Annotated in this window: 27 protein-coding genes; 12 read left to right on the top strand and 15 right to left on the bottom strand. The window is 71.9% G+C overall.

Annotated features, from left to right (window positions below; translation table 11 throughout):
* Nucleotides 1–29: 29 nt before the first annotated feature.
* On the bottom strand, nt 30–515 hold the full coding sequence (locus ABT008_RS25475; protein WP_350699122.1) for an SUKH-3 domain-containing protein: 486 nt from the start codon (nt 513–515) through the stop codon (nt 30–32).
* Nucleotides 512–895 (bottom strand): YwqJ-related putative deaminase, encoded by a 384-nt coding sequence (locus ABT008_RS25470; RefSeq protein WP_350699120.1) that lies wholly within the window; start codon nt 893–895, stop codon nt 512–514. Before ABT008_RS25470 ends, ABT008_RS25475 begins: the two co-directional genes overlap by 4 nt.
* Before the next feature lie 212 nt (nt 896–1,107).
* On the opposite strand from ABT008_RS25470, the gene ABT008_RS25465 reads away from it, so the two are divergent.
* The 6 genes from ABT008_RS25465 (at nt 1,108) to ABT008_RS25440 (ending at nt 11,194) form a co-directional block, all read left to right on the top strand.
* Entirely contained in the window at nt 1,108–2,787 is a 1,680-nt protein-coding gene (locus ABT008_RS25465; RefSeq protein WP_350699118.1) for a right-handed parallel beta-helix repeat-containing protein, read from the top strand.
* 31 nt (nt 2,788–2,818) lie between these two features.
* Nucleotides 2,819–4,306, top strand: coding sequence for a type VII secretion protein EccE (gene eccE / locus ABT008_RS25460; RefSeq protein ID WP_350699116.1), 1,488 nt, complete (start codon nt 2,819–2,821; stop codon nt 4,304–4,306).
* A complete protein-coding gene (locus ABT008_RS25455; protein WP_350699114.1) occupies nt 4,303–4,995 on the top strand; it encodes a hypothetical protein in 693 nt (230 codons plus the stop codon). Before eccE ends, ABT008_RS25455 begins: the two co-directional genes overlap by 4 nt.
* 189 nt (nt 4,996–5,184) lie before the next feature.
* Nucleotides 5,185–9,366 carry an ExeM/NucH family extracellular endonuclease gene (locus ABT008_RS25450; protein WP_350699112.1) on the top strand — a complete coding sequence of 1,394 codons (4,182 nt, stop codon included), beginning with the start codon at nt 5,185–5,187 and terminating at the stop codon, nt 9,364–9,366.
* A gap of 83 nt (nt 9,367–9,449) precedes the next feature.
* A complete protein-coding gene (locus tag ABT008_RS25445; RefSeq protein WP_350699110.1) occupies nt 9,450–10,082 on the top strand; it encodes a hypothetical protein in 633 nt (210 codons plus the stop codon).
* A 68-nt stretch (nt 10,083–10,150) separates the two neighbouring features.
* Nucleotides 10,151–11,194 carry a WxL protein peptidoglycan domain-containing protein gene (locus tag ABT008_RS25440; RefSeq protein ID WP_350699109.1) on the top strand — a complete coding sequence of 348 codons (1,044 nt, stop codon included), beginning with the start codon at nt 10,151–10,153 and terminating at the stop codon, nt 11,192–11,194.
* A gap of 36 nt (nt 11,195–11,230) precedes the next feature.
* On the opposite strand, the gene ABT008_RS25435 is transcribed toward ABT008_RS25440, so the two are convergent.
* The 4 genes from ABT008_RS25435 to ABT008_RS25420 all read right to left on the bottom strand — a co-directional run bounded on the left by ABT008_RS25435 (nt 11,231) and on the right by ABT008_RS25420 (nt 14,872).
* Nucleotides 11,231–12,685 carry an ATP-binding protein gene (locus tag ABT008_RS25435; protein ID WP_350699107.1) on the bottom strand — a complete coding sequence of 485 codons (1,455 nt, stop codon included), beginning with the start codon at nt 12,683–12,685 and terminating at the stop codon, nt 11,231–11,233.
* Nucleotides 12,682–14,340 carry an NAD(P)/FAD-dependent oxidoreductase gene (locus ABT008_RS25430; RefSeq protein ID WP_350699105.1) on the bottom strand — a complete coding sequence of 553 codons (1,659 nt, stop codon included), beginning with the start codon at nt 14,338–14,340 and terminating at the stop codon, nt 12,682–12,684. Before ABT008_RS25430 ends, ABT008_RS25435 begins: the two co-directional genes overlap by 4 nt.
* Before the next feature lie 66 nt (nt 14,341–14,406).
* On the bottom strand, nt 14,407–14,613 hold the full coding sequence (locus ABT008_RS25425) for a DUF397 domain-containing protein (RefSeq protein WP_350699103.1): 207 nt from the start codon (nt 14,611–14,613) through the stop codon (nt 14,407–14,409).
* A 40-nt stretch (nt 14,614–14,653) separates the two neighbouring features.
* Nucleotides 14,654–14,872: a winged helix-turn-helix domain-containing protein gene (locus ABT008_RS25420; RefSeq protein ID WP_350699101.1), complete on the bottom strand. Its 219-nt coding sequence runs from the start codon at nt 14,870–14,872 to the stop codon at nt 14,654–14,656.
* Nucleotides 14,873–14,983: 111 nt separating this feature from the next.
* On the opposite strand from ABT008_RS25420, the gene ABT008_RS25415 reads away from it, so the two are divergent.
* The 3 genes from ABT008_RS25415 (at nt 14,984) to ABT008_RS25405 (ending at nt 16,421) form a co-directional block, all read left to right on the top strand.
* Nucleotides 14,984–15,154, top strand: coding sequence for a hypothetical protein (locus ABT008_RS25415; RefSeq protein ID WP_350699099.1), 171 nt, complete (start codon nt 14,984–14,986; stop codon nt 15,152–15,154).
* 202 nt (nt 15,155–15,356) lie between these two features.
* Complete coding sequence (locus ABT008_RS25410; RefSeq protein WP_350699097.1) at nt 15,357–15,677, top strand: hypothetical protein; 321 nt, start codon at nt 15,357–15,359, stop codon at nt 15,675–15,677.
* A gap of 9 nt (nt 15,678–15,686) precedes the next feature.
* Complete coding sequence (locus tag ABT008_RS25405) at nt 15,687–16,421, top strand: alpha/beta fold hydrolase (RefSeq protein WP_350699095.1); 735 nt, start codon at nt 15,687–15,689, stop codon at nt 16,419–16,421.
* Here ABT008_RS25405 and ABT008_RS25400 read toward each other — a convergent pair.
* Nucleotides 16,410–16,979, bottom strand: a complete 570-nt coding sequence (locus ABT008_RS25400; RefSeq protein WP_350699093.1) for a TetR/AcrR family transcriptional regulator — start codon at nt 16,977–16,979, stop codon at nt 16,410–16,412. The genes ABT008_RS25405 and ABT008_RS25400 overlap by 12 nt on opposite strands.
* A 110-nt stretch (nt 16,980–17,089) precedes the next feature.
* Between ABT008_RS25400 and ABT008_RS25395 the strand changes: the two genes are divergently transcribed.
* A complete protein-coding gene (locus ABT008_RS25395; protein WP_350699091.1) occupies nt 17,090–18,022 on the top strand; it encodes an SDR family NAD(P)-dependent oxidoreductase in 933 nt (310 codons plus the stop codon).
* Here ABT008_RS25395 and ABT008_RS25390 read toward each other — a convergent pair whose 3' ends face one another.
* From ABT008_RS25390 to ABT008_RS25365, 6 genes are all read right to left on the bottom strand, one after another.
* Nucleotides 18,023–18,604 carry a hypothetical protein gene (locus ABT008_RS25390; protein ID WP_350699089.1) on the bottom strand — a complete coding sequence of 194 codons (582 nt, stop codon included), beginning with the start codon at nt 18,602–18,604 and terminating at the stop codon, nt 18,023–18,025.
* A gap of 50 nt (nt 18,605–18,654) precedes the next feature.
* Nucleotides 18,655–19,179: an RBBP9/YdeN family alpha/beta hydrolase gene (locus ABT008_RS25385; RefSeq protein ID WP_350699087.1), complete on the bottom strand. Its 525-nt coding sequence runs from the start codon at nt 19,177–19,179 to the stop codon at nt 18,655–18,657.
* Nucleotides 19,180–19,233: 54 nt separating this feature from the next.
* Nucleotides 19,234–20,058, bottom strand: coding sequence for a hypothetical protein (locus ABT008_RS25380; RefSeq protein ID WP_350699086.1), 825 nt, complete (start codon nt 20,056–20,058; stop codon nt 19,234–19,236).
* Nucleotides 20,055–20,708, bottom strand: a complete 654-nt coding sequence (locus tag ABT008_RS25375) for a hypothetical protein (RefSeq protein WP_350699084.1) — start codon at nt 20,706–20,708, stop codon at nt 20,055–20,057. The genes ABT008_RS25380 and ABT008_RS25375 overlap by 4 nt, the downstream gene beginning before the upstream one ends.
* A gap of 64 nt (nt 20,709–20,772) precedes the next feature.
* Entirely contained in the window at nt 20,773–21,405 is a 633-nt protein-coding gene (locus ABT008_RS25370; RefSeq protein WP_350699083.1) for a hypothetical protein, read from the bottom strand.
* 110 nt (nt 21,406–21,515) lie between these two features.
* On the bottom strand, nt 21,516–23,480 hold the full coding sequence (locus ABT008_RS25365) for a purple acid phosphatase family protein (protein WP_350699081.1): 1,965 nt from the start codon (nt 23,478–23,480) through the stop codon (nt 21,516–21,518).
* A 225-nt stretch (nt 23,481–23,705) separates the two neighbouring features.
* Between ABT008_RS25365 and ABT008_RS25360 the strand changes: the two genes are divergently transcribed.
* The gene (locus ABT008_RS25360; RefSeq protein ID WP_350699079.1) at nt 23,706–24,230 is read left to right on the top strand and encodes a hypothetical protein; all 525 of its coding nucleotides are present in this window, start codon (nt 23,706–23,708) and stop codon (nt 24,228–24,230) included.
* Here ABT008_RS25360 and ABT008_RS25355 read toward each other — a convergent pair.
* Together ABT008_RS25355 and ABT008_RS25350 are read right to left on the bottom strand one after the other, a co-directional pair.
* Nucleotides 24,182–24,814, bottom strand: coding sequence for a TOPRIM nucleotidyl transferase/hydrolase domain-containing protein (locus ABT008_RS25355; RefSeq protein ID WP_350699077.1), 633 nt, complete (start codon nt 24,812–24,814; stop codon nt 24,182–24,184). The two genes, ABT008_RS25360 and ABT008_RS25355, sit on opposite strands and share 49 nt — an antisense overlap.
* Before the next feature lie 96 nt (nt 24,815–24,910).
* Nucleotides 24,911–25,183, bottom strand: a complete 273-nt coding sequence (locus tag ABT008_RS25350) for a helix-turn-helix domain-containing protein (RefSeq protein ID WP_350699075.1) — start codon at nt 25,181–25,183, stop codon at nt 24,911–24,913.
* Nucleotides 25,184–25,264: 81 nt separating this feature from the next.
* Here ABT008_RS25350 and map point away from each other — a divergent pair, with 81 nt between their 5' ends.
* The gene (map, locus tag ABT008_RS25345; RefSeq protein WP_350699073.1) at nt 25,265–26,032 is read left to right on the top strand and encodes a type I methionyl aminopeptidase; all 768 of its coding nucleotides are present in this window, start codon (nt 25,265–25,267) and stop codon (nt 26,030–26,032) included.
* The last annotated feature ends 15 nt before the right edge of the window (nt 26,033–26,047 follow it).

The raw sequence follows: 26,047 nt of genomic DNA, 5'->3' as shown, positions 1-26,047 counted from the left end.
TTGCCGGTCGGCGGTGGGCTGGCGGTCGGTCACCAGCCGCCGTCCCGGTTCACCCGCTGCGGCTGCCGACCGAGCACCAGACCGGTGATCGCCTCGTCCAGGTCCGCACCGAGGAACCAGTCCCCGGTGTGGTCCAGCACGAACACCCGGCCCTGCTCGTCGACGGCGAGGATGCCGGTGCCGTCGCCCTCCTCGCCGAGCGGGCTCAGCGGCACGCCGATCGCCTCGGCCAGTTCGGCGAGCGTCTCCACCGACTGCCGCACCAGGAACGGGTCCAGGTGGAACTCGCTCGGCGCGATCTGCTCGCCGTCGCCCCGTGGGCTGATCCGCAACCCGCCGAACTCGGCGTACGCGGCGATGGCCGCAGCCGTCATCACGTGCTGACGGCCGCCGGGGCTGGCCTGGGCGGCGATGCGCAGCCCCCACTCGCGGCCCCGGTCGTCGTCGCGGCCGTCGGGTGACCAGCCCGCCTCGGCCAGAGCCTCGGCCACCAGGGCGGGGAATCGTCCGGTCACGTCAACGCCTCCATACCGAACCAGTCGAGCAGCGCGGCGCAGGATCGGCAGGGCGGCTGGACCTCGCCGTGGCGCGGGTCGCCCTCCTCGCGTACCCGGGTCACCCGCACCTTCGCGCCCCAGAGCAGCGCCCGGGCCCGCGCCGCCTCGATCGGCGGCCCACCCTGCTCGGCGGCGTACAGGCGGTCGGAGACCAGCACCGCCTCGGCGCACCAGCCCGCGAAGCGTTCGCGCTGGTCGACCGGCAACCCGTGCAGGAAGCGCCGGACCACCGGGTGCAGGTCCGGCGGTGTGTCCCCGCGTACCGAGGTGTGGGTGTAGACGGTGCCGTCGGCCAGCAGCGCACCCGCCGCCAGCGGCAGCATCCGCGGCTGCGTCATCCGTCCTCCCGGAGGTCGTCGTCTCCCGGGCCGACCGGCCGGGACCGCTCGCCGAGCCTAACCAGCGACGGCGCTGCGGCGCGGCCCGGTCTGCGTCATCCCGGCCAGGCGCGCTGCATGTCGCAAGAGCGTGCGGGGCTCACATTCGGTGGAGCGGCTGGGATATCGTCGGTCCGACCCCCCGCCTGCTCGCCGCACGAAGCCCCGGAGCCATGACGCGCACCCTTCTCGTCTCGACCGACCAAGCCGGCGCCTACCCGTCCATCGGTGAGGCGCTGGCGGCAGCGGGCGACGACACCGTCGTCGCGGTCAGCCCCGGCACCTACTACGAGGCGCTGTTCGTCAACGACCGTGGCGCCACCGTGGTCGCCGCCGAGGGGCCGGGCACGGTCACCATCGACGCCTCCTCCGGGACGTACCCGACGGTCTCCTGCAACTCCGGTCGTCTGGAGCTGCGTGACCTCGTGCTCAAGGCCGGTGACGCGCCGGTCGTGGTGGCGGACCGGGCGAAGCTGACGCTGACCGGTTGCGAGCTGAGCGCCGGCTTCGGCGCTGCCGTCCAGGTCGCCGGTCGGTCGGAGTTCAACCTGGCCCGCTGCCGGGTCACCGGGGGACGCTACGGCCTGGTGGTGGAGGACTCCGAGGGCAGCGTCGAGGGCTGCGAGTTCACCGATCTCGCCGAGGACGGCATCATCGTGCGGATCGGCGCCGCCCCGACGATCCGCACCACCACCGTCACCCGCTGCGGCAACCGGGGCATCTACATCTACCAGTACGGCAAGCCCACCATCGAGGCGTGCGAGATCTCGCAGACCGGCCAGGCCGGGATCGCCGTCGTGCACCAGAGCGCACCGGTGCTGCGCCGCTGCCGGATCCGGGACACCCGTGGCCCGGCGGTCTCCTTCGGCCGGGGCTGCCAGGGCTCGGTCACCGAGTGCACCACCGAGAACACCGCCGAACCGGCGATCGAGATCGCCGAGGGCGCCTCACCGACCATCGTGGAGGGCCGGGTGAACCGGCAGGCGGCCTTCGGTGCGGCGGCGGCCCGCGCCGCCACTCCGCAGGACACCGCGCGGGTGGAGAAGCTGCTCGCCGACCTGGAGGCGATGGTCGGCCTGGAGTCGGTCAAGGAAGAGGTCCGCGCCCTGATCGACGAGATCCAGGTCAACGAGTGGCGACGCAGCGCCGGGCTGCCGGTCGGTGCGGTGAGCCATCACCTGATCTTCGCGGGTGCGCCGGGCACCGGTAAGACCACGGTGGCGCGCATCTACGGCGAGCTGCTCGCCGCGCTGGGTGCGCTGCCCGGCGGCTCGTTCCGCGAGGTGTCCCGCCGTGACCTGGTCGGGCAGTATCTCGGCCACACCGCCGAGAAGACCGCCGCAGCGTTCGAACAGGCGCGCGGCGGCGTGCTCTTCATCGACGAGGCGTACACCCTCTCCCGGTCCTTCGGCAGTGGCGGCGACTTCGGCCAGGAGGCCATCGACACGCTGGTCAAGCTGATGGAGGACCACCGGGACGAGATCGCGGTGATCGCCGCCGGCTACACCGGTGACATGGTGACGTTCCTCGACGCCAACGCCGGTCTGGCCTCCCGTTTCGCGAGGACGATCGAGTTCGGCAACTACTCGCCGGAGCAGTTGGTCGTCATCGTGGAGCGGATGGCCTCCGGCGACGAATACCTTCTGGACGACGGGGCGTCCGAGGTGCTCCGGCAGCACTTCGGCACGATCGAGCGCGACGAGAACTTCGGCAACGCCCGGGAGGCACGCAAGCTGTTCGAGGGCGTACGCAAGGCACAGGCACAGCGACTGCGCCAGTCCGGCCAGCGACCCAGCCTCGACGAGCTGCGTACCGTGACGGTCGCCGACGTCCAGGCCGCGATCGGACGCTGACCATGCCGGGCCGGTCAGGGAGGGACGTGCGGTGACGCATCCGGGTGCGGCGCGGCCGGGCGAACCGGGTTGGCAGCAACACCCGGGGGCCACGGCACCGCCGCAGCAGCGCACGGCACCGCCGCAGCAGGCCGCCACGCCGGCACCGACGCTCGGCGGGGCCGGGCCGGGGCAGGCGTGGGCCGCTCAGCGTACGCAGGGACGGGCGACCGTCGGGACCGCGTACACCAGCCAGGCCGCCGCGCTGGCCGCAGCCGTTCCGGCCGCCGAGCCGGCGGTGGAGCAGAGACCGGCGCCTCCGGCCCAGCCCGACGTGGCGGCCCGACCGGAGGGCGTCGACACGGCGGCGACCTCGCCCGACGCGGCGTCGATCCCGGTGGTACGCCCGCACCGGCGTCCGCTGCGGGTCGGCGGGATCCACGTCGCCCAACTCGTGGCCTGGCAGGCGGGTGCTGCCGGGGTGCTGGCCGCGAGCGCGCACGGACTGCCGTTGACCATCGCGGTGGCCACCGGTGTGGTGCTGCTGCTCTCGCCGACCCTGCTGCGGCACCGGGGCCGGTGGCTCTATCAGTGGCTGGCCGTCTGGTGGGGCTACCGGGGTCGACGTCGGCAGCTCACCGCCACCGGCACGGACGCGGCCTGGCAACTGCTGACCAATCTGGAGGGCAGCGTCGAGCTCGACCAGGTCGAGATCGACGACCAGCCGGCCGTGCTGCTGACCCACCGGGGCGGTCTGAGTGCCGTGCTGGAGGTGGACCCGACCGAGGGCGCCCTGCTGATGGGCGCGCCGCAGGCCCTGCCGTCGCCGGTGTCGCTGTTGCCGGCCGCCGACCCGGACACTCCGGCCGTGGCGGTGCAGGTGTTGATCCAGGTCACCCCGGCACCTCGGGCCCGCTCCGCAGCGGTGGACCGGGCGTACCGCGAACTGACCGGCGGGGAGGTGCCGGCGAGCCGGCAGGCGTGGGTGGTGCTCCAGGCGCCGCGTACCCCCGACTTCCATGCCGACCGCGACCTGCGCCCGGCGCTGACCGCGGCGATCCGCCGCACCCGGCGGCAGTTGCGCCAGGACCGGGTGTCCGCCCGGCTCCTCAACCGGGACGAGGTGCTGGCCGCCGTCGCCGGCCTCACCCATCTCACCGACGGGCCGGCCGGTGGTGACCGGCCGCTGGCCCGGGAGGGCTGGCGGCACTGGTCGGCGCAGGGCGTCCCGCAGAGCTGCCACCGGCTGCTCGACTGGCCGCGTCGGTCGTGGGAGGTCGATCCGCTGCTGCGCGGGTTGCCCGCGGCGGCCGGCGTGGTGTCCATCGCGGTGGCCCGGGAGACCGGTCGCACCGGTGCCGCCGACGCCGTGGTGGAGGTGGCGTTCCGGCTGATCGGCGCGGACGCCGACGCGCTCGCCGCCGCCGACCGGGCCCTGGAGGAGGCGGTCCGTGGTCACGGTGGCCGCCTGCAACGACTCGACGGCGAGCACGCGTACGGCGTGGCCGCCACCCTGCCGTTGGGAGGCTTCCTCAGGTGAACGGCGTCGCGTTCCCCGGCAGCCGGATGGGGCTGCACGTCACCGACGAGGCCGCCGTCGCCGGCCTGCACCTGGTCGCCGGGGGCGGCGGGCTGGTGGTCGGGCGCAACCGGCAGCAGGAGCCGGTGGGGTTGCGGGTGTTCCGGGCCGAACCGACCCGGCTGATGCTGACCGGCGGGGTACGCGCCGCCGAACTACTCGCCTTCCGCTCCCTCGCGCTCGGTGCCCGGCTGTTCATCCAGACCGCTCGCGAGCAGGAGTGGGACGCCTTCCTGCGGCGCTGTGTGATCGGCCGGGAGATCGCCTCGTTCCTTCCACCGGGAGTGGCCCCGCCGGTGCCCGCCACCCCCACCGAACCGCAACTCGTGGTGATCGACACCGGTCCGGTCACCGGCCCGGACACCAACCTCAGCGCACCCTGGCGGGCCACCCTCGTGGTCCGCGACGAGCTGGCCGGTTGGGACGTCGAGGTGCTGGTCCGCAGCGACATCGTGGTGCTCCAGCGGCTCACCGAGGCCGAGGCCGCGACCGCCGCCACCGCCCTCGGTCTGGTCAGCGTGCAGGGCTGGTTCACCCAACTGCACCCGGAGATGGTCGGCCTGATCACCAAGGGCAAGGTGCAGTGGGTGATGCTCAGCATGACCGGCACCGAGGGGCAGCTCATCGGGCCGGTGGCCCGGGGCGGCTGAGCGACGACTCAACGAGACGCGCCCTCGCCGGGCCCCGGACGGCTCGCGACGGCGCGGAACCGGCGATCCGGCAGGCCAGGACGGTGGTCCACGCCACCGACTTTCCCCTGCTTTAGTACATCTGGTGGCTCCCGCACGGACACCGACGGCGCTTATCCTCCCGAGGTCTAACCCTCGGAGGCCGCGCACATGCAGCGAAAAAGAAGTACACGACTACTCACAATCCCGGGCGTACTGGTCACCGCCGCCGCGCTCACCCTCTCCAGTGGCACCGCCGCGTTCGCCGACCCGGTGCCCACGACGCCGTTCATCAGTGAGATCCACTACGACAACGTCGGCGCGGACGTCGGCGAGGCGATCGAGATCGAGGCGCCGGTCGGCTTCGACCTGAGCGGTTGGCAGATCGTCCTCTACAACGGCGCCAACGGGGCGCCGTACAACACCAGGACGCTCAGTGGTGCGGTCCCGGCGGCGGGTGTCGTCGTCGCGTCGTACCCGGCCGACGGCATCCAGAACGGCGCGCCCGACGGCGTCGCGCTGGTCAAGCCCGACGGCGGGGTGGCCGAGTTCATCACCTACGAGGGCACCTTCACCGCGGTCGGCGGCCCGGCGAACGGCCGGACCGGCGTCGACATCGGGGTGGAGGAGACCGGGTCCACCCCGGTCGGCCACTCCCTCCAGAAGATCGACGGCACCTGGCGGCCCCCGGCGCCGAACAGCTTCGGGGTGCGCAACAGCGACTCCGGCCCGGGCCCCGATCCGGACCCGGATCCGCCGCTGGGCTGCACCATCACGGTCGACCGCACCATCGCCGAGGTCCAGGGCACCGGCAACGCCACGCCGTTGGCCGGCACCCGGGTCACCGTCGAGGGCATCGTCACCGCCGACCACCGCACCGGTGGCTACAACGGCGTGTACGTGCAGACGGCGGGCAGCGGCGGGGAGCGCACCGTCGCCGCCGGGACCGCCTCGGACGCGGTCTTCGTCTACCTGACCACGAACACCGCCAACCACCCGTCGGTCGCGATCGGCGACCGGGTCCGGGTCAGCGGCACTGCGAGCGAGTTCAACGGCCTCACCCAGCTCACCATCGGCGCCAAGAGCGACGTCCAGGTCTGCGAGCAGGGCGCACCGCTGCCCGCCCCGGTCCCGGTCGAGCTGCCGCTGAGCGACGACGCCCGCGAGTCGGTCGAGTCGATGCTGGTCGCCCCGGTCGGCTCGTACGCCGTCTCGGAGGTCTACAACACCAACCGGTTCGGCGAGGTCGTCCTCACCGCCGGTGACAAGCCCGCCGCCACCCCCACCGACAAGGCCCGCCCCGGCTCGGAGGCGGCCCGCCAGCTCGCCGCCGACAACAAGGCGCGCCGACTGCTGGTCGACGACGGCAAGACCACCAACCTGGCCAACGCCGGGCTGCTCCCGCCGTACGTCTCCCCGGCCGCCCCGCTGCGGGTCGGTGACTCGGTCGAGGCGTTCGGTCCGTCGGTGCTGTCGTACGCCTTCAACGAGTGGCGTCTCCAGCCGACCCGTCCGGTCGACGCCGACACCCCGCCGGCCGCCCGGACCACCTTCAAGTCCACCAACCCGCGTACCGCCGCTCCGGTCAACGTCGGCGGTGACCTGCGGGTGGCCAGCTTCAACGTGCTGAACTACTTCGTCCACTTCGGCGGAGACGCACGCGGTGCCGCGAACGAGGCGGCACTGGTCAAGCAGGAGGCGAAGATCGTCTCGGCGATCAGCGCGCTGGACGCCGACGTGGTCGCGTTGCAGGAGATCGAGAACTCGGTCCGGTTCAACGCCAACGACCCGCAGCAGGCGCTCAAGCGCCTGGTCGCCGCCCTGAACACCGAGGACGGCGCGGGCACCTGGGACTACGTCCGCACCCCGACCGAGCTGCCGGGCGCCGCCCAGCAGGACGTCATCACCACCGCGATCATCTTCAAGCCGGCCAAGACCCAGCCCAAGGGGCCGTCGCGTTCGGTGAACGACGAGTCGGTCTGGTTCAACGCCCGCGAGCCGCTGGCGCAGACCTTCACCGCCGGTCCGCTCGACTTCACCGTGGTCGTCAACCACTTCAAGTCCAAGAGCGGCGCCGGCAGCGGTGACAACGCCGACTCCGGGGACGGTCAGGGCGGCTGGAACGGCGACCGGATCCGGCAGGCCACGGCACTGGCCACCTTCGTCGACCGGGTGAAGACCGACAGCGGCACCGACAGCGTGCTGCTGCTCGGCGACTTCAACGCGTACACCCACGAGGACCCGATGCAGGTCCTCTACGACAAGCAGTACGCCAACCTGAACGACACCGGTAAGACGAGCTACGTCTTCGGTGGCGAGTCCGGCTCGCTGGACCACGCCCTGGCCTCGCCGTCGCTGGCGGACCGGGTGACCGGCGTGGACGTCTGGCAGACCAACGCGGTCGAGTCGTACGCCTTCCAGTACGACGGCCTGGCCTCGTTCTTCGCGCCGGACCCGTACCGGGCCAGCGACCACAACCCGCTGATCGTCGGGCTCAACACCGGGGCCAGCCCGGTGGACCTGCAACTGCTGACCATCAACGACTTCCACGGTCGGCTGGAGTCCCCGGCCACCGTGAACGGTCAGCCGGTCGGCGGTGCCGCCCAGCTCGCCGGTCTGGTCAACCAGCTCCGGGCGCAGAACCCGAACACCGCGTTCGTCTCCGCCGGTGACAACATCGGCGCGTCGACCTTCATCTCGGCGATCGACGACGACAACCCGACGATCGACTTCCTCAACCAGGCCGGTCTGACCGTGTCGGCGGTGGGTAACCACGAGTTCGACCAGGGCATGGCCGACCTGACCGACCGGGTGATGGAGCGGGCCGACTTCCCGATCCTGGGCGCCAACGTGTACCGGGGCGACACCCGGGCGCTGCCGGCGTACTCGGTCAGCACCATCGGCGGGGTCAAGGTCGGCTTCGTCGGCGTGGTCACCGAGCAGACCGCGTCGCTGGTCAGCCCGGACGGCATCGCCGGCCTGACCTTCCGTGACCCGGTGGCCGAGGCCAACCTGGTCGCCGCCCAGCTCAAGGACGGCAACCCGGACAACGGCGAGGCCGACGTGGTGGTGCTACTCGCGCACGAGGGTGCCGCCACGGAGAACATCGACTCCCCCGAGGCCCTGGCGAACGACCCGGTCTTCGGCAAGTTCACCCGGGTCGACGCCACCATCGACGCCATCTTCAGCGGCCACACCCACCAGCCGTACGCCTTCGAGGTCCCGGTCCCGGGCACCGACAAGCTGCGTCCGGTGGTCCAGGCCGAGGACTACGGCAAGCGACTGGGCAAGGTCACGCTGACCTTCGACCCGCAGTCGAAGTCGGTCACCGCCGCCGACGCCTCGCTCGTCGACGTGGTCGGTGCGCCGCAGGACCCGGCGGTGGCCGACATCGTGGCCGCCGCCAAGGTGAAGGCCCAGGAGCTGGGTCAGCGCAAGCTCGGTGAGATCACCGCCGACATTCGGCGGGCCTACACCGACGGCAACGAGGACCGGGGCAAGGAGTCGGCGCTGGGCAACTTCATCGCCGACGTGCAGCTCGCCGGCACCGCCGACGCCGGCCGGGGCGGGGCGCAGATCGCGTTCATGAACCCGGGTGGTCTGCGGGCCGACCTGCTGTACCGGACCGACGGCACGGTGAGCTACGCCGACGCCTTCTCGGTCCAGCCGTTCTCCAACGACGTGGTCACCAAGTCCTACACCGGTGCCGAGATCAAGCAGGTGCTGGAGCAGCAGTGGCAGCCGGCGGGCGCGTCCCGTCCGGTGCTCTGGCTGGGCGTGTCGAAGGGCTTCAGCTACACCTACGACCCGACCGCCGCGCAGGGCTCGCGGATCACCTCGATGCAGCTCGACGGCGCGCCGATCGACCCGGCCGGCACCTACCGGGTCACGGTGAACTCGTTCCTCGCCTCCGGTGGGGACAACTTCACCACCCTCGGTGGGGGCACCGACCGGGTCACCACCGGCGACAACGACCTCACCATGCTGACGAACTACCTCGCCGCCAACTCGCCGGTCACCGCGGACACCACGCCGCGTTCGACCGTCGGGCAGGGCGACCCGGAGTGGGACGTCACGGTGCAGGCCCGCAGCCAGTGCGTCGGCACCAACGCGTACGTCTCGGTCAGCGCCCAGAACGCCGACGACGTCGCGCTCACCATCGAGCTGGTCACCCCGTACGGCTCGCGCAAGGTCACCGATGTGGCTCCGGGCAAGACCGCCTTCCAGGCGTTCAACACCCGGGCCAAGACGGTGGCGGCCGGTACGTCGACGGTCAAGGTCACCGGTACCGTCAACGGCCAGCCCGTCACCACCCAGGTCGAGGCGCCGTTCCCCGCTCTCACCTGCGGTTAGTTCACTCGCGGTGGCGGTGCCCACGGGTGCCGCCACCGCACCATCCCCCGTTCGAAAGACATAAGCGCCAAACGGAGCATCGAATGCACACAAGGAACCACAAGCGCCTGATCGCGGCGGCTGCCGCCGGTGCGCTGCTGGCCGGGTCGGTGGCGCTGGCGTCGCCGGCGCTGGCCGAGCCGGTGGACAGCACCGACGTCCGCGTCACCGTCGACATCGAAGAGGTCAAGGAACCGGGCGTGCTCGCCCTCTCCGTCGCCGGCAACTCGGTGGCGCTGTCCGAGGACGGCTCGACCCTGCTGGTCCGTCAGTTCACCGGCACCCTGCCGACGGTCACCGTCACCGACACCCGGACCGCCGACGAGGTGCCCGAGGGCTCCGCCTGGGCGGTACTGGGCAGCGCGACCAACTTCGTCGGCAGCAGCGGCCAGGACCCGATCAGCGCAGGGCACCTGGGCTGGAAGCCGCGCCTGATCGACGGCGGCGACAGCGGCCTGGTCAGCGAGGGTGAAGAGGTCGTCACCGTGCTGGACGAGCCGACCCAGCCGGGCAACAACGTCGGTCTCACCGACCAGGAGCTGCTGGTCTCCACGTTCGACTCGGGCGCGGTCGCCGGTGACGCGTACTCCGTCAACGCCGGACTGTTCCTGCGTACCCCGGCCGACGTCGCCGCCGGGTCGTACACCTCGACGCTGACCCTCTCCCTGTTCGAGTAGTGCCCTGGCCGGGGGAGCCGTCTCGGGCGGCTCCCCCGGCCGCACCCCTACCGCCGAAGGATCCCGCCATGTTCCGAACCTCGCCGCCGCGAGCGCTGTCGCGGCTGCTCGCCGTGCTGGCCGTGGTGCTCGTCGCCACGCCGATCGCGCCGGCCGGTGCGATGGCGGAGCCGACCACCCCGACCGTCACCTGGGCGGTGCAGCCGGCCGACCGCAACGGCCCGGACGGGCGGCGGTGGATCGAGCACACCCTCGACCCCGGTCAGGTCATGACCGAACACCTGGCGGTCCGCAACTTCAGCGACTCCTCCGTGGTCTTCTCCCTCAAGGCAGCCGACGGCTACCTCACCGACAAGGGCCGCTTCAACATGCTGCCCTCGAACGAGACGTCGGTGGACGGCGGCACCTGGATCGAGGTGCAGGAGCAGGTCACCGTCGGCGCCAAGCAGACGAAGGTGGTGCCGTTCACCATCACCGTGCCGGAGAACGCCACCCCGGGCGACCACCCGGCGGGCATCGCGGCGACCGTCACCAGCACCGGCGGCACGGTCGCCGTGGAGAGCCGGGTCGGCTTCCGGGTGATGATGCGCGCCAGCGGCACGATCACCGCCAGCCTGGCGGTCGGCGGGCTCACCGCCACCTACACGCCCTCGTGGAACCCGTTCTCCGGCGGCACGGTCCAGGTCAGCTACACCGCCACCAACAACGGCAACGTCGCGGTGACCGGCGGCGGCGACGTGACCGTCCGCGAACTGTTCGGCCTGACCGGGCGGCAGACCCCGACCGAGGTCGACGAGATCCTGCCGGGCGGCCAGAAGACGTTCGAGGCCCGCGTCGACGGCGTGTGGGGGTTGGGCCGGATGCGGACCACCGTCGACCTCACCCCCGCCGTGCTCGGCGGCGACGCGACCGACGCGGTGATCCGTCCCGCCTCGACCAGCGTCACCACGTGGAGCGTCCCCTGGGCGCAGCTCGTGCTCCTGCTGGTGGTCGTCGCGCTCGTGGTCGTCGTGGTCATCGTCCGTCGGCGCCGCCGACAGCGACTCGCGCAGATGCTCGCCAGCGCCCGCGAAGAGGGCCGGGCCGAGGGCCGCAAGGCCACCGTCGGCTGACCGGCCACCCGGCGTCCGCCTCGGCGCGACGCCGGGTCAGCCGGTCGGCGATGCCTCCAGGTCGGTCGGCAGAAGTACCCGGAACTGCGTGTTCCCCGGCGTGCTCGTCACCCGGATGTCGCCGTGGTGCTTGTTGACCACGATCCGGTACGAGATGTCCAGCCCCAGCCCGGTGCCCTCGCCGACCGGCTTCGTGGTGAAGAACGGCTCGAAGATGCGCGGCCGGATCTCCGCCGCGATACCCGGTCCGGTGTCCACGATGTCGACGGCCAACTGGTCGTTGACCAGGCCGGTGCGGACGGTCAGGGTGCCGCTGTCGCGCATCGCGCCGAGGGCGTTGTCGATCAGGTTGCTCCACACCTGGTTCAGCTCGGCCGCGTACGCGGGAATGGCCGGCAGGCTCCGGTCGTACTCCCGGACCACCCGCACCCCGGTCGGGACCTTCGCCTTGAACATCACCAGCGTGGCGTCGAGCAGTTCGTGCACGTCCACCACCTGGTACGGCGCCCGGTCGAGCTGCGAGTACTGCTTGGCGGCCCCGACCAGCGTGGAGATCCGGATGGCCGCGTCGGCGATCTCCGCCATCAGCAGCTCGGTCTCCACGGCGTAGGTCAGCCAGCGCACCGCCGCCTCGACGTCCTCCGGCCCGACCGCCACCCGGACCCGCTCCAGCCAGTCGACGTCCAGCCCGGCACTGACCAGCGTCTCCGCCAGCTGCCAGCCGGAGGTGAAGCCCTGCTCGTCGAACCAGTCGGTCAGCGCGTCCTCGGCGTCGCTGGCGGCCAGGGCGGAGAGCGGCGCGGCCTTCGCCACCCGTTCGACCGCCTCCTCCTGGAGGCCGACGAGGGCGTGCAGCCGTCGGCCGTCGATCCGACCGTCGGCGATCAACGCCAGTTTGTGCCGCATCGCGGCGATCCGCTCGCGCAGGCTTGAGGTGGCGCGCACCGCCGCGCTCGCCGGATTGTTCAGCTCGTGGGTCAGCCCGGCCGACAGCGAGCCCAGGGCGAGCAGCCGTTCCCGCTCGCCGACCAGCGTCTGGGTGTCCCGCATGCCGATGAACATGCCATCCAACAGGTGCATCGCCATCGGGAACCAGGACCGCACCGCGTGCGCGAACTGCTCCGCCGGGAGCACGAAGAACTCCGCGTCGGTCAGCGCCCACATGCTGTTGCGATACTGCCGGGCGTCGCCCACGTACGCCTGGGTGGCACCGCCGTACGCGCCGCGCTGCGAGGTGCGGCTGATCTCCACCTCGTCGCCGTGCACGGTGCGGCAGAGGCGTACCGTGCCGTCGAGCAGGACGAAGAAGCACTCCGCCGGGTCGCTCTCCCCATAGACCAGCTCACCGCCGGCCCGCCGCTCGACCCGCCCCTGACTGGCCAGGAACGCCAACTGCTCGGCGTCCAGCGACTCGAACAGGAACAGCGTCCGCAGCTCGTCCTCGGTCAACCGCTGCGGCTCCGCTCCGGCTGTCGGTCCGTCGGTGGTCATTGCGCCTCCAGGTAACGGTGCACCAGGGATACCGCCATCGCGCCCTCGCCGACCGCCGAGGCCACCCGCTTCACCGACGCGGCGCGGACGTCACCGGCGGCGAAGACGCCCGGCAGGCTCGCCTCCAGGTGGTACGGGTCGCGCGGCAGCGACCAGCCGGGCGGCCGGCGTCCGCCGGTGACCAGGTCCGGCCCGGTGACCACGAAGCCCCGCTGGTCGCGGACCACCGTGCCGTCCAGCCAACCGGTACGCGGTTCCGCGCCGATGAACACGAACAGCCAGGAGGTGTCCACGTCCCGCTGCTCGCCGGTGCGGGTGTCGCGCAGCGTCAGTCGTTGCAGGTGTTCGTCTCCGGCGGCGGCGGCCACCTCGGTGTGCGGGTGCACGATCACCTGCTCGATGCGGCCGAGTTGCTCGATCAGGTACTGCGACATCGAGGCGGTCAGGTCGGCACCCCGGATCAGCAGGTGCACCCGCTGCGCGTACCGGGAGAAGTAGACCGCCGCCTGGCCCGCGGAGTTGGCCCCGCCGACGATGTAGACGTCCGCGCCGACGCAGCTCGGCGCCTCGCTGGCGGCCGAGCCGTAGAAGACCCCCCGGCCGGTGAAGTCGTCCAGGCCGGGTGCCGCCAGCATCCGGTACGACACTCCGGTGGCCAGCACCACCGAGTGCGCGGCCAGGCTCTGGCCGTCGCTGAACCGCAGTACCCGGGCCGAGCCGGCCTCGTCCAGGCCGACCACCTCGCGGGTGCTGAGCAGCTCGGCGCCGAACTTCAGCGCCTGCCGGCGGGCCCGGTCGGTGAGCTGCGCGCCGGAGACGCCGTCGGGGAAGCCGAGGTAGTTCTCGATCCGGCTGCTCTGCCCGGCCTGCCCACCGGTGGCCAGCCGCTCCACCAACACCGTCCGCAGCCCCTCGGAGGCGCCGTACACCGCCGCACCCAGCCCGGCCGGGCCGCCACCGACCACGATCAGGTCGTAGAAGTCCGCCGTCGGGGTGACGTTCAGGCCGATCAGCCCGGCCAACTCCGCCTCCGCCGGAGCCACCAGCGTCTTGCCGTCGCCGGTGACCACCAGCGGGACGTCCGCCTCGGTCACCCCCGCCGCCGCGAGCAGCCGCGCCCCCTCGGGGTCGTCGACCAGCAGCCAGCGGTACGGCACCAGGTTGCGGGCGAGGAAGTCACGGATCGCGAAGGACTCGGCGGACCACCGGTGCCCGACCACCCGGATCTCGGTGGCCGCCGCGATCGGGCTGGCCGACCAGGCGTCCAGGAGCGAGTCGACCACCGGATAGAGCTTCTCCTCCGGCGGGTGCCAGGGCTTGAGCAGGTAGTGGTCGAGGTCGACCAGGTTGATCGCGTCGATCGCCGCGCCGGTGTCCGCGTACGCGGTCAGCAGCACCCGGCGGGCCGCCGGGAACAGGTCCATCGCGGCTTCCAGGAACTCGATCCCGGTCATCTCCGGCATCCGGTAGTCGGCCAGCAGCAGGGCCACCTGCTCACCGCGCAGTTTGATCTCCCGCAGCGCCTCCAGCGCCTCGGGGCCGGAACTGGCACGCACCACCCGGTACCGGTCGCCGTAGCGACGCCGCAGGTCCCGGGCGACGGCCCGCGAGACCGCCGGGTCGTCGTCGACGGAGAGAATCACCGGGTTCGCCATGGGCCAATGAAAGCACGCCAATGTGCCGCCCCGGTTGCCCGCGAAACGACCGCTGACGGTGGACGCTCAGGCGTCGAGCGTCCCGTCCTTGACGCCCTGGACGAAGCCGATCCACTGCCTGGTCGTGAAGGACAGCACCGGGCCCTGCCGGTCCTTGCTGTCGCGGACAGCGACCACGGCCGGGAGGTTGTCCGCCACCTCGACGCACGCGCCGCCGTTGTTGTCGCTCCGTGTGGACTTCCGCCACACCGCGTTAGTGAGGTCCGGGGTCATCATGGTCACCCTCTACTCAATCTCGCCTGCTATCCGCAGATCAATCTCGCCGGGTTACGTACACGCCTCGGCCGGGCTGGCCGTACACCAGGCCGCGCGCCTTGAGCTGGATCATCGTGAACCGGATGACCGTCTCGCTGACCTCGTACTGATCGCAGAGCTTCTTCGTGCTGGGCAGCTTGTCCCCCGGCTTCAGCACGCCGGACTCGATCTGCCGCGTGATGTCGTCGGCGATCTGTTGATACAGCGGCACAGCCATGCGTTGCCCTCCCTGCGTCAAGAGAACACGCAGGGAGATTCATCAGGCGACACGGGGTATCGTCGGTACACCCAGCGCACCCAGTAACGTAGGTTGGCGAAGGGGTGTCCGATGGTCAGTTACGAGAAGTACGTGCTGCTCACCGCGCTGACGCTGGCGCAGCGGCATCGGCCGGTGTGGTCGTGGCGGAAGTGGCGAATGGTGTGCCGCTGCGGATCGAGCCTGCCGTGTCGAGCCCGGCACCGGGTGCCGATCAACCGGGGCCACTGGGGTGTGCGATGACGGAGCACCTACCGGTTCGGCCGACCTGGGTCTGTCTCCGCTGCGATGCACCCTGGCCGTGCGCTATCAGCCGAACGGAGCTGGTCGACGAGTACGGCGCAGCACGCACCTGCCTGACCCTTTACCTGGGTTCGTACATGCTGTCAGCCGCCGAGGATCTGAGCTGGGTGCCCACGGAAAGCCTCCGCCGGAGGTTCCTCGGATGGCTGACCTGACCACACCCTGCCCCGGTGATCTGCTCCGCGTGGGGCGTGAGGCCAGCGTGCAGTTCCGACAGCCGATCCTGTTCCGCGTGATCCGGGTCCTGGACTGGACCACGTACGACGGGTGGATCTGGTTGGAGGGCTACCAGCTCAACGGGCGAGGAGATGCGGTCGACCGCCGGGCCATCTTCGTCCAACCAGCCGGACTGCGGACCGCACCGGCACCCGTGGCGGTCCGGCGATCGGGGCGGAAGAGGGTTTCCTCCAAGCGCTGCGGCACGGCCTCCGCAGGGACAGCGGACCCGGGGACGCCGCCGTAGGCTTCCGCCATGCTGGCGTACCGGTCGGTGAACATGGGGTGGGGTCGGCTGGCGTACCGCAGCATCGAGGGCGGGCCGGGCACGGAGGCCGCGCCGCCGATGGTGCTGGTGCACGGCGGCGGGGGCGACGGAACCACCTGGGACGCGCTGGCACCGACGTTCGCACGGCACCGCACCGTCCACCTGCCGGATCTGCGGGGGATGGGTCGCAGCGACCGGGTCGGACCGTATTCCCTCACGGTGCTGCGCGACGGCCTGCTAGCACTGCTCGACCGGCTGGCCCTGGAACGGGTGGTCCTGGTCGGGCATTCGCTGGGTGCCGCCGTGGCACTGCTGGCCGCCGAGCGGGATCCGGAGCGGGTGACCGCCCTGGTGCTTGAGGAGTGCCCGCCGCCGGTGCCACTCGGGATCATCGTTCCCACCGACCTGCCGGACAGCGCGCCGTACTACGACCGGGAGGTACGCCCCTCGGTGCTGGCGGAGTTGAACGCTCCCGACCCGGCCCGCTGGTCGGCGTTGGCCAGCCTCTCGGTGCCCACGCTGGTGGTGGCCGGTGGGCCGAGCAGCTATCTGCCCCAGGAGCCGATGGCCCGGATGGCCGACAGCTTCCCCGCCGGGCGTCTGGTGACCGTCCCGACCGGCCACCACGTCCACGCGCAGGCACCCGATGTCTTCGTCGCCGCCGTCGAGTCCTTCCTCGCCGACCCGCCGACGGCCCGCGCCGCCGTCCCGTCAGGCGCGTAGTCCCCGGAGCAGGATCTCGACGTACCGGTCCCGGTCGGTGTCGCCGCTCACCGTGACCGCGTGCTGGAGGCCGCAGAACAGCGCCCGCAGGTCGTCGGCGGTGATCTCCGGGCGGATGGCACCGACGGCGCGGGCGCGGTGCAGCAGCCGGTCCACCGCTGCGGTCAGCGCCCGGCCCAGTTCCCTGGTCTCCGGGCGGGCGGCCTCGGGCTCGGCCAGGACGGCGGCGAGCGCCGGGTCACCGAGCTGATGATCGAGTGCGACCCGGAGCAGCCGGGCCATCTCGGCGGTGACGTCCGGCCCGGCGGCGGCCTGTTCGGCCGCGTCGACGAGTTGGGTGAACCGGTCGGCGGCCAGCGCCTCCAGCAGGGCCTGCCGACTGGGGAAGTGCCGATAGACGGTGCCGACACCGACCCCGGCCGCCTTGGCGATGGCGTTCATCGGCAACTCGACGTCACCGGCGGCCAGCCGTTCCCGGGCTGCGCGCAGCATCCGGGCGCGCACCCGGGCCGAGTCCGCACGCAGGGGCTCGGCGTTCGTCGGCGGGTCGGTGGACACAGCACGAGGATAATCCATCCGCACACCAGCGGATTACTTATCCGCTCCGTGCTACGGTCGACACCACCGCAGCGGATAGTTCATCCGCTGCGGCCGACCGGAGGTGCCTCATGCCCGTTTCCTGGACGTTCGACGACATCCCCGACCAGCGCGGCCGTACGGCAGTCGTCACCGGGGCCAGCAGTGGTCTCGGCCTGGTCGCCGCCGGGCAGCTCGCCGCCCGGGGCGCGACGGTCGTCATGGCCGTACGCGACCCGGTCAAGGCCGAGCAGGCCCGCGCCGGCATCGCCGGTGACCTGGTGGTACGCCGACTCGACCTGGCCGACCTCGACTCGGTCCGCGAGTTCGCCGCCGAGTTACGTGCCGAGGGCCGACAGGTCGACCTGCTGCTCAACAACGCCGGGATCGCCAAGTCGGGACACGAGCGGTCCGCCCAGGGGTACGAGAGCGTGTTCGCCACCAACCACCTCGGCCACTTCGCCCTGACCGGCCTGCTGCTGGACCTCTTCCGACCCGATCGGGACCCGAGGGTGGTCACCGTCGGCTCCGGCTTCTATCGACTGCTGCGCGGCGCACCCGACCTGGACAACCTGGCCGGTGATCCGGCGGCCACCGAGCCCGTCCCGTACATCCGGTCGAAGCAGGCCAACGCCCTGTTCGGCGTCGAACTGGACCGCCGACTGCGCCGTGCCGGCAGCCCGGTCCGCAGCCTCCTCGCCCACCCCGGCATGGCCCGCACCCCGCTGAATCGCCGGTACGACAACGCCGGGGAATGGGCGGTGACCCGGATCGGCGGTCTGCTGCTCGCCCGCAGCTCCGAGAGCGGCACCGTCCCGCTGCTCTACGCCGCCACCGCCTCGACCGCCGAGACCGGCGTCTTCCACGGCCCGCCGCTGTTGCGGTGGGGCAACCGGGTGCACAGCCGCCAGGTCGTCGCACCCGCCGACGACCGGGCCCTGGCCGTACGGCTCTGGCAGGTCTCCGAGGAGGCGACCGGCGTGCGCTACCTCGACGTGTCGGAGGTCGCCACCGCGCCGAACTGATCAGCCAGTCGTCTCCAGGGCGGCGCGGAACACCACCGTGACGCTGAACGTGGTGCCGTCGACCTGGTACGCGTAGCACCCCGGCCCGCCGACAGTGGTGGTCGCGGGCAGGTCGTTCTCCGGACGGACCAGCAGGGCGTGGTGCCCGCCGTCGCGCGGCTCCCCGAGGTAGGCGAACTCCGCACCGGCCGGGCCGGGCCCGTCGATCCGGGCCGCCCGCACCATCACCGGCCCGGCATAGCCGGAGCCGATCCACCGGACCTTCTTCGTGTACGTGCCGTCCTGTTGCCGGTCCATGGCCCGCAACTCCAGCACCCCGTCCCGGAAGTAGTCGGCGACCGGATAGAGCGGCCCGGGGCCGAGCACCCGGCTCGCCTGGCCGGGGTGGGGCCAGGGCTGCGGCTCGGTGACCGGGCAGGCGTCCCCGGGTGCCACGGTGGGTAGCCGGAGCGGCGGAGCGGCGAAGTCCGTCGCCGTCGCCGCACTGCCGGACTGCCCGGGCGGGGAGCCCGACGGGTTCGGCGCGGGCGTGCCGTCGCAGGCCACCACAGACAGGAGGACGGCGACCAGTACCCATCCCACTCTCACCACCATCGCATTATCGACCGGGCGCGATGGATGCGCAGCCCCGCTCAGCTGAGGCGGGCGATCAGCCGCTCCCCCTCGGGCCAGGGGCCGAACCCGGCCGCGCTGTCGAGGTGTCCGACCTCGCCCGCGTCCACCAGCTCCGCTCCCCAGTCCTCGGCGTACTCGGTGAACTGGGCGAAGGTGGTGTACGGGTCGGTCCGGCTGGCGACCAGGACCGTCGGGAACGGCAACGGGGTGCGGGGCACGATCCAGGGCAGGTCCCCCGGCTCGTCCGGCTCGTACCCGTCGATGACCGGCGGGGTGACCAGCAGGGCGCCGACGACCGGACCGGTGTGCGCGGCCGCCCACACGACGGTGCTGACGCATCCGGCGCTGTGCGCGACGAGCACGGCCGGCTCGGTCGAGGCGTGTACGGCCTCGTGCAGCGCCGCCACCCGGTCCCGCAGGACGAGCGGCGGGCCGGGCGGCTCGGGTGCCCATCGGTAGTCCGGGTGCCGGCCGGCGAGCCAGTTCATCCAGTGCTCGGGGCGCGGCGTTCCTCGTCCGGGCACGAGCAGGTGTCGGGTCACCCGGCCGACGGTAATCGCACGTACCCGCCCCGTCAGTCCTTTTTCGACGGACGGTCAGGCGGCTAGAGCCGAGACGGCCGCGGCCACGTAGAGGCATCCCCCGAGGCAGACCGCCGCACCGGCGATCGCCGGCATCCAGGCCGCCAGACCGGCCACCAGCGCACCTCGGCCGGCTCGCCCGGCGAGCAGCGCCTGCCCCCGGATGGTGAGCACGCCGACGCCGGTCAGCGTCAGCGCCATCCCGACGCCGAACCCGAGCACGATCACCACCGCGCCCAGGGAGCGGCCGGTCAGCAGACCGCTGACCAGGATCAGGAACGCCGACGGCGAGGGCAGCAGCCCACCGGAGAGCCCGAGCGCGATCAGCCCGCGCCGGGACCACGGGTCGACCGGGACGTCGTGGTGATGGTGGTGGCCGTCGTCGCCGTGGTGGTGATGGTGGTGGCCGTCGTCGCCGTGGTGGTGATGGTGGTGGCCGTCGCCGCCGTGGTGGTGATGGTGGTGGTGGCCCCGCTTGGTGAGATGACGTCGGATCAGGTACGCGCCGACACCGATCACCACGATCCCGGCCACCACCTGGAGCACGGCGGTGATCGTCCTGGTGCCGAGGTCGGCCACGCCGCTCAATCCCGTCCAGACCAGCGCCAGCACCAGGACGGAGAAGGTGTGCATCACCGCGACGATGACGCCGAGCCGGAGCGCGTCCCGGTAGCGGCCGTGCGTACCGACCAGGTACGCGGCGGTGATGCTCTTGCCGTGCCCGGGTGCCACCGCGTGCGCGGCGCCGACACCGACCGCCACGACGAGTGCGACCCAGAACAGGGCCGCGTTGTCGAACAGGGCGATCAGGCGCTCGTCGAGCCCGTTGAGGTCGTTCATGCCGTACTCCGGTTACGTCGTCGGGTCAGGGCAACGAGCAGCGCACCGAGCCCACCGGCGGCGACCACGCCGACGGCCAGCGCGGCGGCCGGGGCGGATCGGCCGCCCGAGCGGGTGAAGTCCACCCGGTGGGTGCCGTCGGTGGCGGTGAACAGCGCCTCGGCCGGTGTCGCCGACTCGGCGCGCAGCACCGTGCGGTACGCCTGGTTGAGGTCGGTCAGCGCGGTCACCGTGATGTCGAGCGCGGTGACCGGGGCCGGACAGTCGAAGCGCAACCGGGCGCCCTGGGCGAGCAGGGCGTCCAGCGGCTGGAGTTGCCCATGGCAGGGTCGACCCTGCTGGCTGACGGTGATCCGCTCGCGCAGGTAGTCCTGGACGGCGGTGGAGTCGCGGAGCTTCTGCTCGCCGGTCACCTGGGTGGCGACCGGGCCGGTGGTGGGGTCCTCGAACGCGCCGAGCGACTGGCCGAGCGCGACCCAGTCGTCCTCGGCGGGCTGCCAGGACAGGTCGACCCGGGAACCGTCCACGGCGACCTGGGCCGTCGTGGGCGGCCCGAAGGGATGGGCGGCGGCGGGCACGCCGCCACCGGTGGTGACGGCCAGGGCCGCCGTGCCGGCGAGCAGCGCACCCGCGATGCTGCGGTGATTCATGGTTCTCTCCGGAACGCGCCGGGCCGTGGGGGTCCGACCGCGCGGCCCCCACGACCCACGGCGGTCATTCGAACAGGGACAGGGTCAACGTCGACGTGTACGCACCGGCGGCCACGTCGGCCGGGGTACGCAGGAACAGGTCCGCGTCGACCGAGTACGCCCCACCGGCGACGGCACCGGAGTCGAACGTGGAGACCAGCAGCTCCTGGTCGACCAGACCCACGTTGTTGCCCGGCTGCGTCGGCTCGTCCAGCACGGTGACGACCTCTTCGCCCTCGCTGACCAGACCGCTGTCGCCGCCGTCGACCAGACGCGGCTTCCAGCCCAGGTGCCCGGCACCGATCGGCTCCTGACCAGCCGCACCCGTGAAGTCGGTGGCGCTGCCCAGCACCGCCCACGCGGCACCCGACGGCACCTCGTCGGCGGCACGGGTGTCGGTGACCGTCACCGTCGGCAGACCGCCGACGAACTGACGGACCAGCAGCGTCGACCCGTCCTCGGTCAACGCCACCGAGTCGCCCGCGATCGACATCGCGAGCACTCCCGGCTCCGTGATCTCCTCGATGTCGACCGTCACCGACACGTCGCCGCCGGTGCCGGGCTCGGCCAGCGCCGGTGACGCCAGCGCCACCGACCCGGCCAGCAGCGCACCGGCGGCGACCGCCGCGAGCAGCCGCTCACGATTCCATGTGTTCATCCGTTACTCCGTCGATCTTCGCTGTTGCGGAACTGAGGGCTTCGCCGGACGGTTTCGTCCGGGCGGGAGACGGTGGCGGCGCCGGGGAGGACGCCGCCACCGCAGGTGGGCTAGTCGCAGCTCGCCGCGTCGAACGGCACCTCGACCCGCATCGTCACCGGGTCGCCGTCGACCGTTCCGGTGACCTTGACCGTGGCGGTACCCGCCGGCACGGACCTGGCCCGGCTGGTGAACGCCTGGCTGGCGGACTTGCCGGGAGCGACGTCGGAGACCTTCCGCGAGCCGTACGGCGTCACCAGCTCGACGTCCAGCGGACCGGCGTCGGTGTTGCGGGCGGTGACCGAGACGTGCGCGGTGGTGCCGACGCAGTGGGCGCGGGCCTGCACGTCGACCTTCCAGCCGGTCACCGTGATGGCCGGGCTGGTGATCTTCTGGTTCTTGCTGGTGAGGAACACCTCGTACGCGCTGCCCGCGTTGGTACTGGCCGGCACGGTCAACGTGTAGCTGATCCGGCCCAGTTCGTCGGCGGTCACGGTGGCGATGCGGTCCTCGTCCCGACCGGTGTCACCGGTGCTACCGGCCTCGCGCAGGTGGACGGCGACCTTCTCGGCCGGGTCGTAGCCGTACGCGGAGACGGCGACCGTGCCCTTCACGTCGACCGTGGTCTTGTCGACCGTGACCTGCTGACCGGCCGTGTTCTGCGGGGTACGCAGCTCGTTGACGGTCCGCTCGCCCTCGTCGTTCTTGCGGATCAGGAACCCGTCGTGGTGCTGCCCGTTGGCGTAGCGGGACTCGTAGCGCAGCGTGCCCTGCTCGACGTCGATGAGCTGGTAGAGCTGGGTGTTCTGGCTGGTGCTGGTCACCTCGGCACCGTTGCCGGTCCAGTTCTGCCCGTTGTTGAGCTGGTACATCTTGCCGCCGGAGACGGACACCGCGTAGACCGTGCCGTCGTGCACGGCGGCCGAGCGACGGTTGGTGGCCACGTTGCCCCGGCCGTACGAGTGGTCGTGGCCCTGGAGCACCAGGTCGACGCCGTACTTCTCGAACAGCGGGCCCCACTGGTTACGGACCTGGGCGTTGTTGCGGCTGCCGGTGGTCGAGTAGACGGGGTGGTGGAAGGTCACCACCGTCCACTTGTTCGGGTTGTCCTTGAGGACCCCCTCCAGCCAGGCGGTCTGCGCGGCCATCAGGGTGGCGTTGCTCTGGTGGTTGGAGTCCAGGGCGATGAAGCGCACGCCCTGGTAGTCGAGGGAGTAGACGGTCTGCTTGAGTTCCGGGTTGCCCGGCCCGTTGTCCGGGTACGGGAACTGCGGCCGCCAGAACTGCGACAGGCCGCCGCTGTACTCGTGGTTACCCGGGACCGAGATGTTGTTGATCTGGCCGTCGATGAAGCCGCTGGCCTTGTACCACTGGCCCCACTGCTCCTCGCTGTTGGCGTGGTCGATGAGGTCACCGGCGTTGACGATCGCCTTGGCCTTCGGCCGGTCGGCGAACGCCTGCCGGAAGACCCGGGGCACGGCCGAGTCGATGTAGTTCTGGGCGTCGCCGTAGTAGATGAACGAGAACGGCGCGAAGTCGGCGGCGGCGGTGGTGAAGTCGATCCACTCGCTCCAGTTGCTGCCGTCGCCGACCCGGTAGGTGTACCGGGTGTTCGGCGTAAGGCCGGTGAACTCGACCGTGTGGTAGGTCGAGGCGTACCCGAGCGAGGTGTTGACCGCCGTGCTGGACAGCGCGGAGAGGCGGGTCACCGCGCCGGTGGGCGGTACGACGTCGCCCAGTGCCCGGGGCGCTTCGAGGATCTCGGCGCGAGCCCACTCTGCCGGTGCCTCGGCCCGCCAGGTGACGCGCTGTGAGGTGGACGGTGTGGTGGTCGGGGTCAGGATGATGCGGTCCGGTACGGGGGAGGGCTTATGGATCTCGGCGGCGGGATGCTTGGCCGGCGGGGCGTCGCCGAAGGCGGCGGGGCTGATCGCCACACCGCCGACGATCAGGGCTGCGGCACCGATCGCCACGATCTTGGTCCGGCGCGCACCGATGCGCCAGGGAGCCTTCTGGTCGGTCAAGACTCTGGTCACCCTTCAATGAGGAGGCGGACGGCGGCACCGGTGGTCGATCACCTGCCGGCACGCGCCGTCGTCATTCGCGCAGTCGTGCCCGACCGGACGGCAACAAGATCCTTTCGAGCGAGTGAACAGTCGCCCGCGATCCCGCCCTGACCAGCAACTGTTGGCCTGCCGGTCATCCGCCCGACACCGACGTACCGCCTGCGTTCAGGTCTTCTTCGTACGCTCGGCGGCGTTATGACCGATCAGCACACCGCCCCGCCACCCCACCCCGACCGCACCGGCCGTCGGCTGCGTGCCGGCGGTGCCCTGCTCTGCACTGCGGTCCTGCTCGGGGCCCTGGTCGGCAGTTCCGCACCGGCCGCCGTGGTGGTCAAGGACGAACACTTCATCAGCGCGCAGACGCCGGGCGTCCTCGACATCGAGGGCGGCGAGTGCTTCGACGACCCGGTGCACCTGCCGGAGGCCGGCGGGGCGGTCGTCCGCTACCGGCCGTGCGCGCTGACAGCGGACAACCAGACGTACGGGTTCGTGCACGCCGACGACGACGCGGACTGGGCGCCGGCCGCGTTGGGCGAATTCGCCTGGGGTGCCTGCCGGGACCTGTTCACCCGCACCTGGCCCGACGGGCAGGACCGGGACCTGCGCTTCTATCCGGTCCTGCCGACCGAGGAGACCTGGGCGGCCGGTGATCGAGACGTGATGTGCGTGGCCTACCGGCCCGGCGGCAGGTTGCCCGGCTCGATGCTGCCCAGGTGGTGAGCGGAGACCGAGTCGAGCACCGCGTCCAGCGGGCGTGGCATCCGGTCCAGGTCGAGCGCCTGCACCATGAGCCGGGCGTACGCCTCCTTGCGGCCGGACCGGGTGCCGACGAACCGGTGCAGTTGGGCGGTCAACTCCCGTCCCTGCTGCGCCGGCTGTCGCTGGAACAGCCGGAAGGACCGCAGGTCCCCGACCGCGTCCAGGAACTCCTGCACCCCGTCGGTGCCGACGGCCCGGATCAACTCGTCCTCCAGATCCCGTACGCAGACGTGGAACCCGAGTTCGGCGATCCGGGCGGTGGAGGCGGCGGTGGCGATCCCGGCCCGGTCGAGTCCGCGCCGGACGAATCCCTCCTCGGCCACGTCGTAGAGCCCGGCCAGCGGTAGGCCGCGCCCCTGCGGGCCGAGTAGGACCAGGTGGTGCCCGATGTTGGTGATGCCACCCATCGGCAGCACCCGTACGCCCTCGGCGGCCAGGTCCCGGCCGCGCCGGAGGGCGAGCGCCTGCACCGCCGCCTGGTCGCTGGCACCCTCGACCAGGAGCACGGCGCGGGCGTCACCCAGGGCGTCGATCGGGATCTGCACCCGCACCTCCTGACCGTCCGCACCATCATGCCGACCTGCCCCCGGGCGGCCCAGCGAGTTACCGCGTGGGCCGAGCGGTGGCCGCCCGTTCTCCGGTCAGGAGGCGAGTCGCCCGGTGGACGGGGTCGGCTCGGCGAGCCGGGTCGCCAGGTCGTCCAGCGAGAGCCCGAGCACCCGGGCCAGGGCGGCGACGGTGAAGTAGGCGGGCGAGGCGATGGCCCCGCGCTCGATCTTGCGCAGCGTGTCCAGCGAGATGCCGGCCTGGAGGGCGACGGCGGCGGCACTCCGACCGCCACGCGCCTGCTGGAGCAGGCGCCCCAACGCCAGGCCGCGCGCCCGCTCGTCCTCGGTCATCGGGGTACGCACCATGGGCCTATAGTAATCCTGGTATTAAAATACCAGGGCCGGGGAGCACACCGCCCCGCCGGCACGAACGACGAAGAGGTAGAGATGGTCGAGTTGAAGACGCCGGGCGAGATCGCCGTGATGCGCGAGGCCGGGCGGGTGGTGGCGACGGCGCTCGCCGCGACCCAGACGGCGGCCACGGTCGGCACGTCCCTGCGGGAGTTGGACGAGATCGCCGCCACGGTGATCAGCGAGGCCGGCGCGAAGCCCTCGTTCCTGCACTACCACCCCCGGTCGGCCCCCAGCCCCTACCCGGCGGTCATCTGCACCTCGGTCAACGACGCGGTGGTGCACGGCATCCCCACGTCGTACCGGCTCGCCGAGGGGGACGTGCTGAGCGTCGACTGCGGCGCGTACATCGACGGGCTGCACGGCGACTCGGCGGTGACCTTCATCGTCGGCACCGCCGACCCGGACGACCAGAGGCTCGTCGACGAGACCCGCCGCGCCCTGCACGCCGGCATCGCCGCCGCCACGCCCGGCGCCCGGATGGGCGACATCGCCCACGCGATCAGCACCGTCGGGCGGTCGCAGGGATTCGGCCTGATGGAGAACCACGGCGGCCACGGGATCGGCCGCGCCATGCACGAGGACCCGTTCGTGCCCAACGAGGGCAAGCCCGGCCGGGGCCTGCGGCTCAGGCCGGGGCTGGTCCTCGCACTCGAACCGATGTTCATCGCCGGTGGGAACGACAGATACCGGGTGGACCGGGACGGCTGGACGCTCCGGTCCGCCGACGGCAGCCGGGCCGCGCACTGGGAGCACACCATCGCGGTCACCGAGGACGGGCCGATGATCCTCACCGCTCGCTGAGACCGGCCCCCACAG

The organism is Micromonospora sp. NPDC002389 (assembly GCF_040296095.1).
Taxonomy (GTDB): Bacteria; Actinomycetota; Actinomycetes; order Mycobacteriales; family Micromonosporaceae; genus Micromonospora.
The sequence above is the reverse complement of the archived record's forward strand: the minus strand, read 5'-3'. Positions and strand labels throughout refer to the sequence as shown.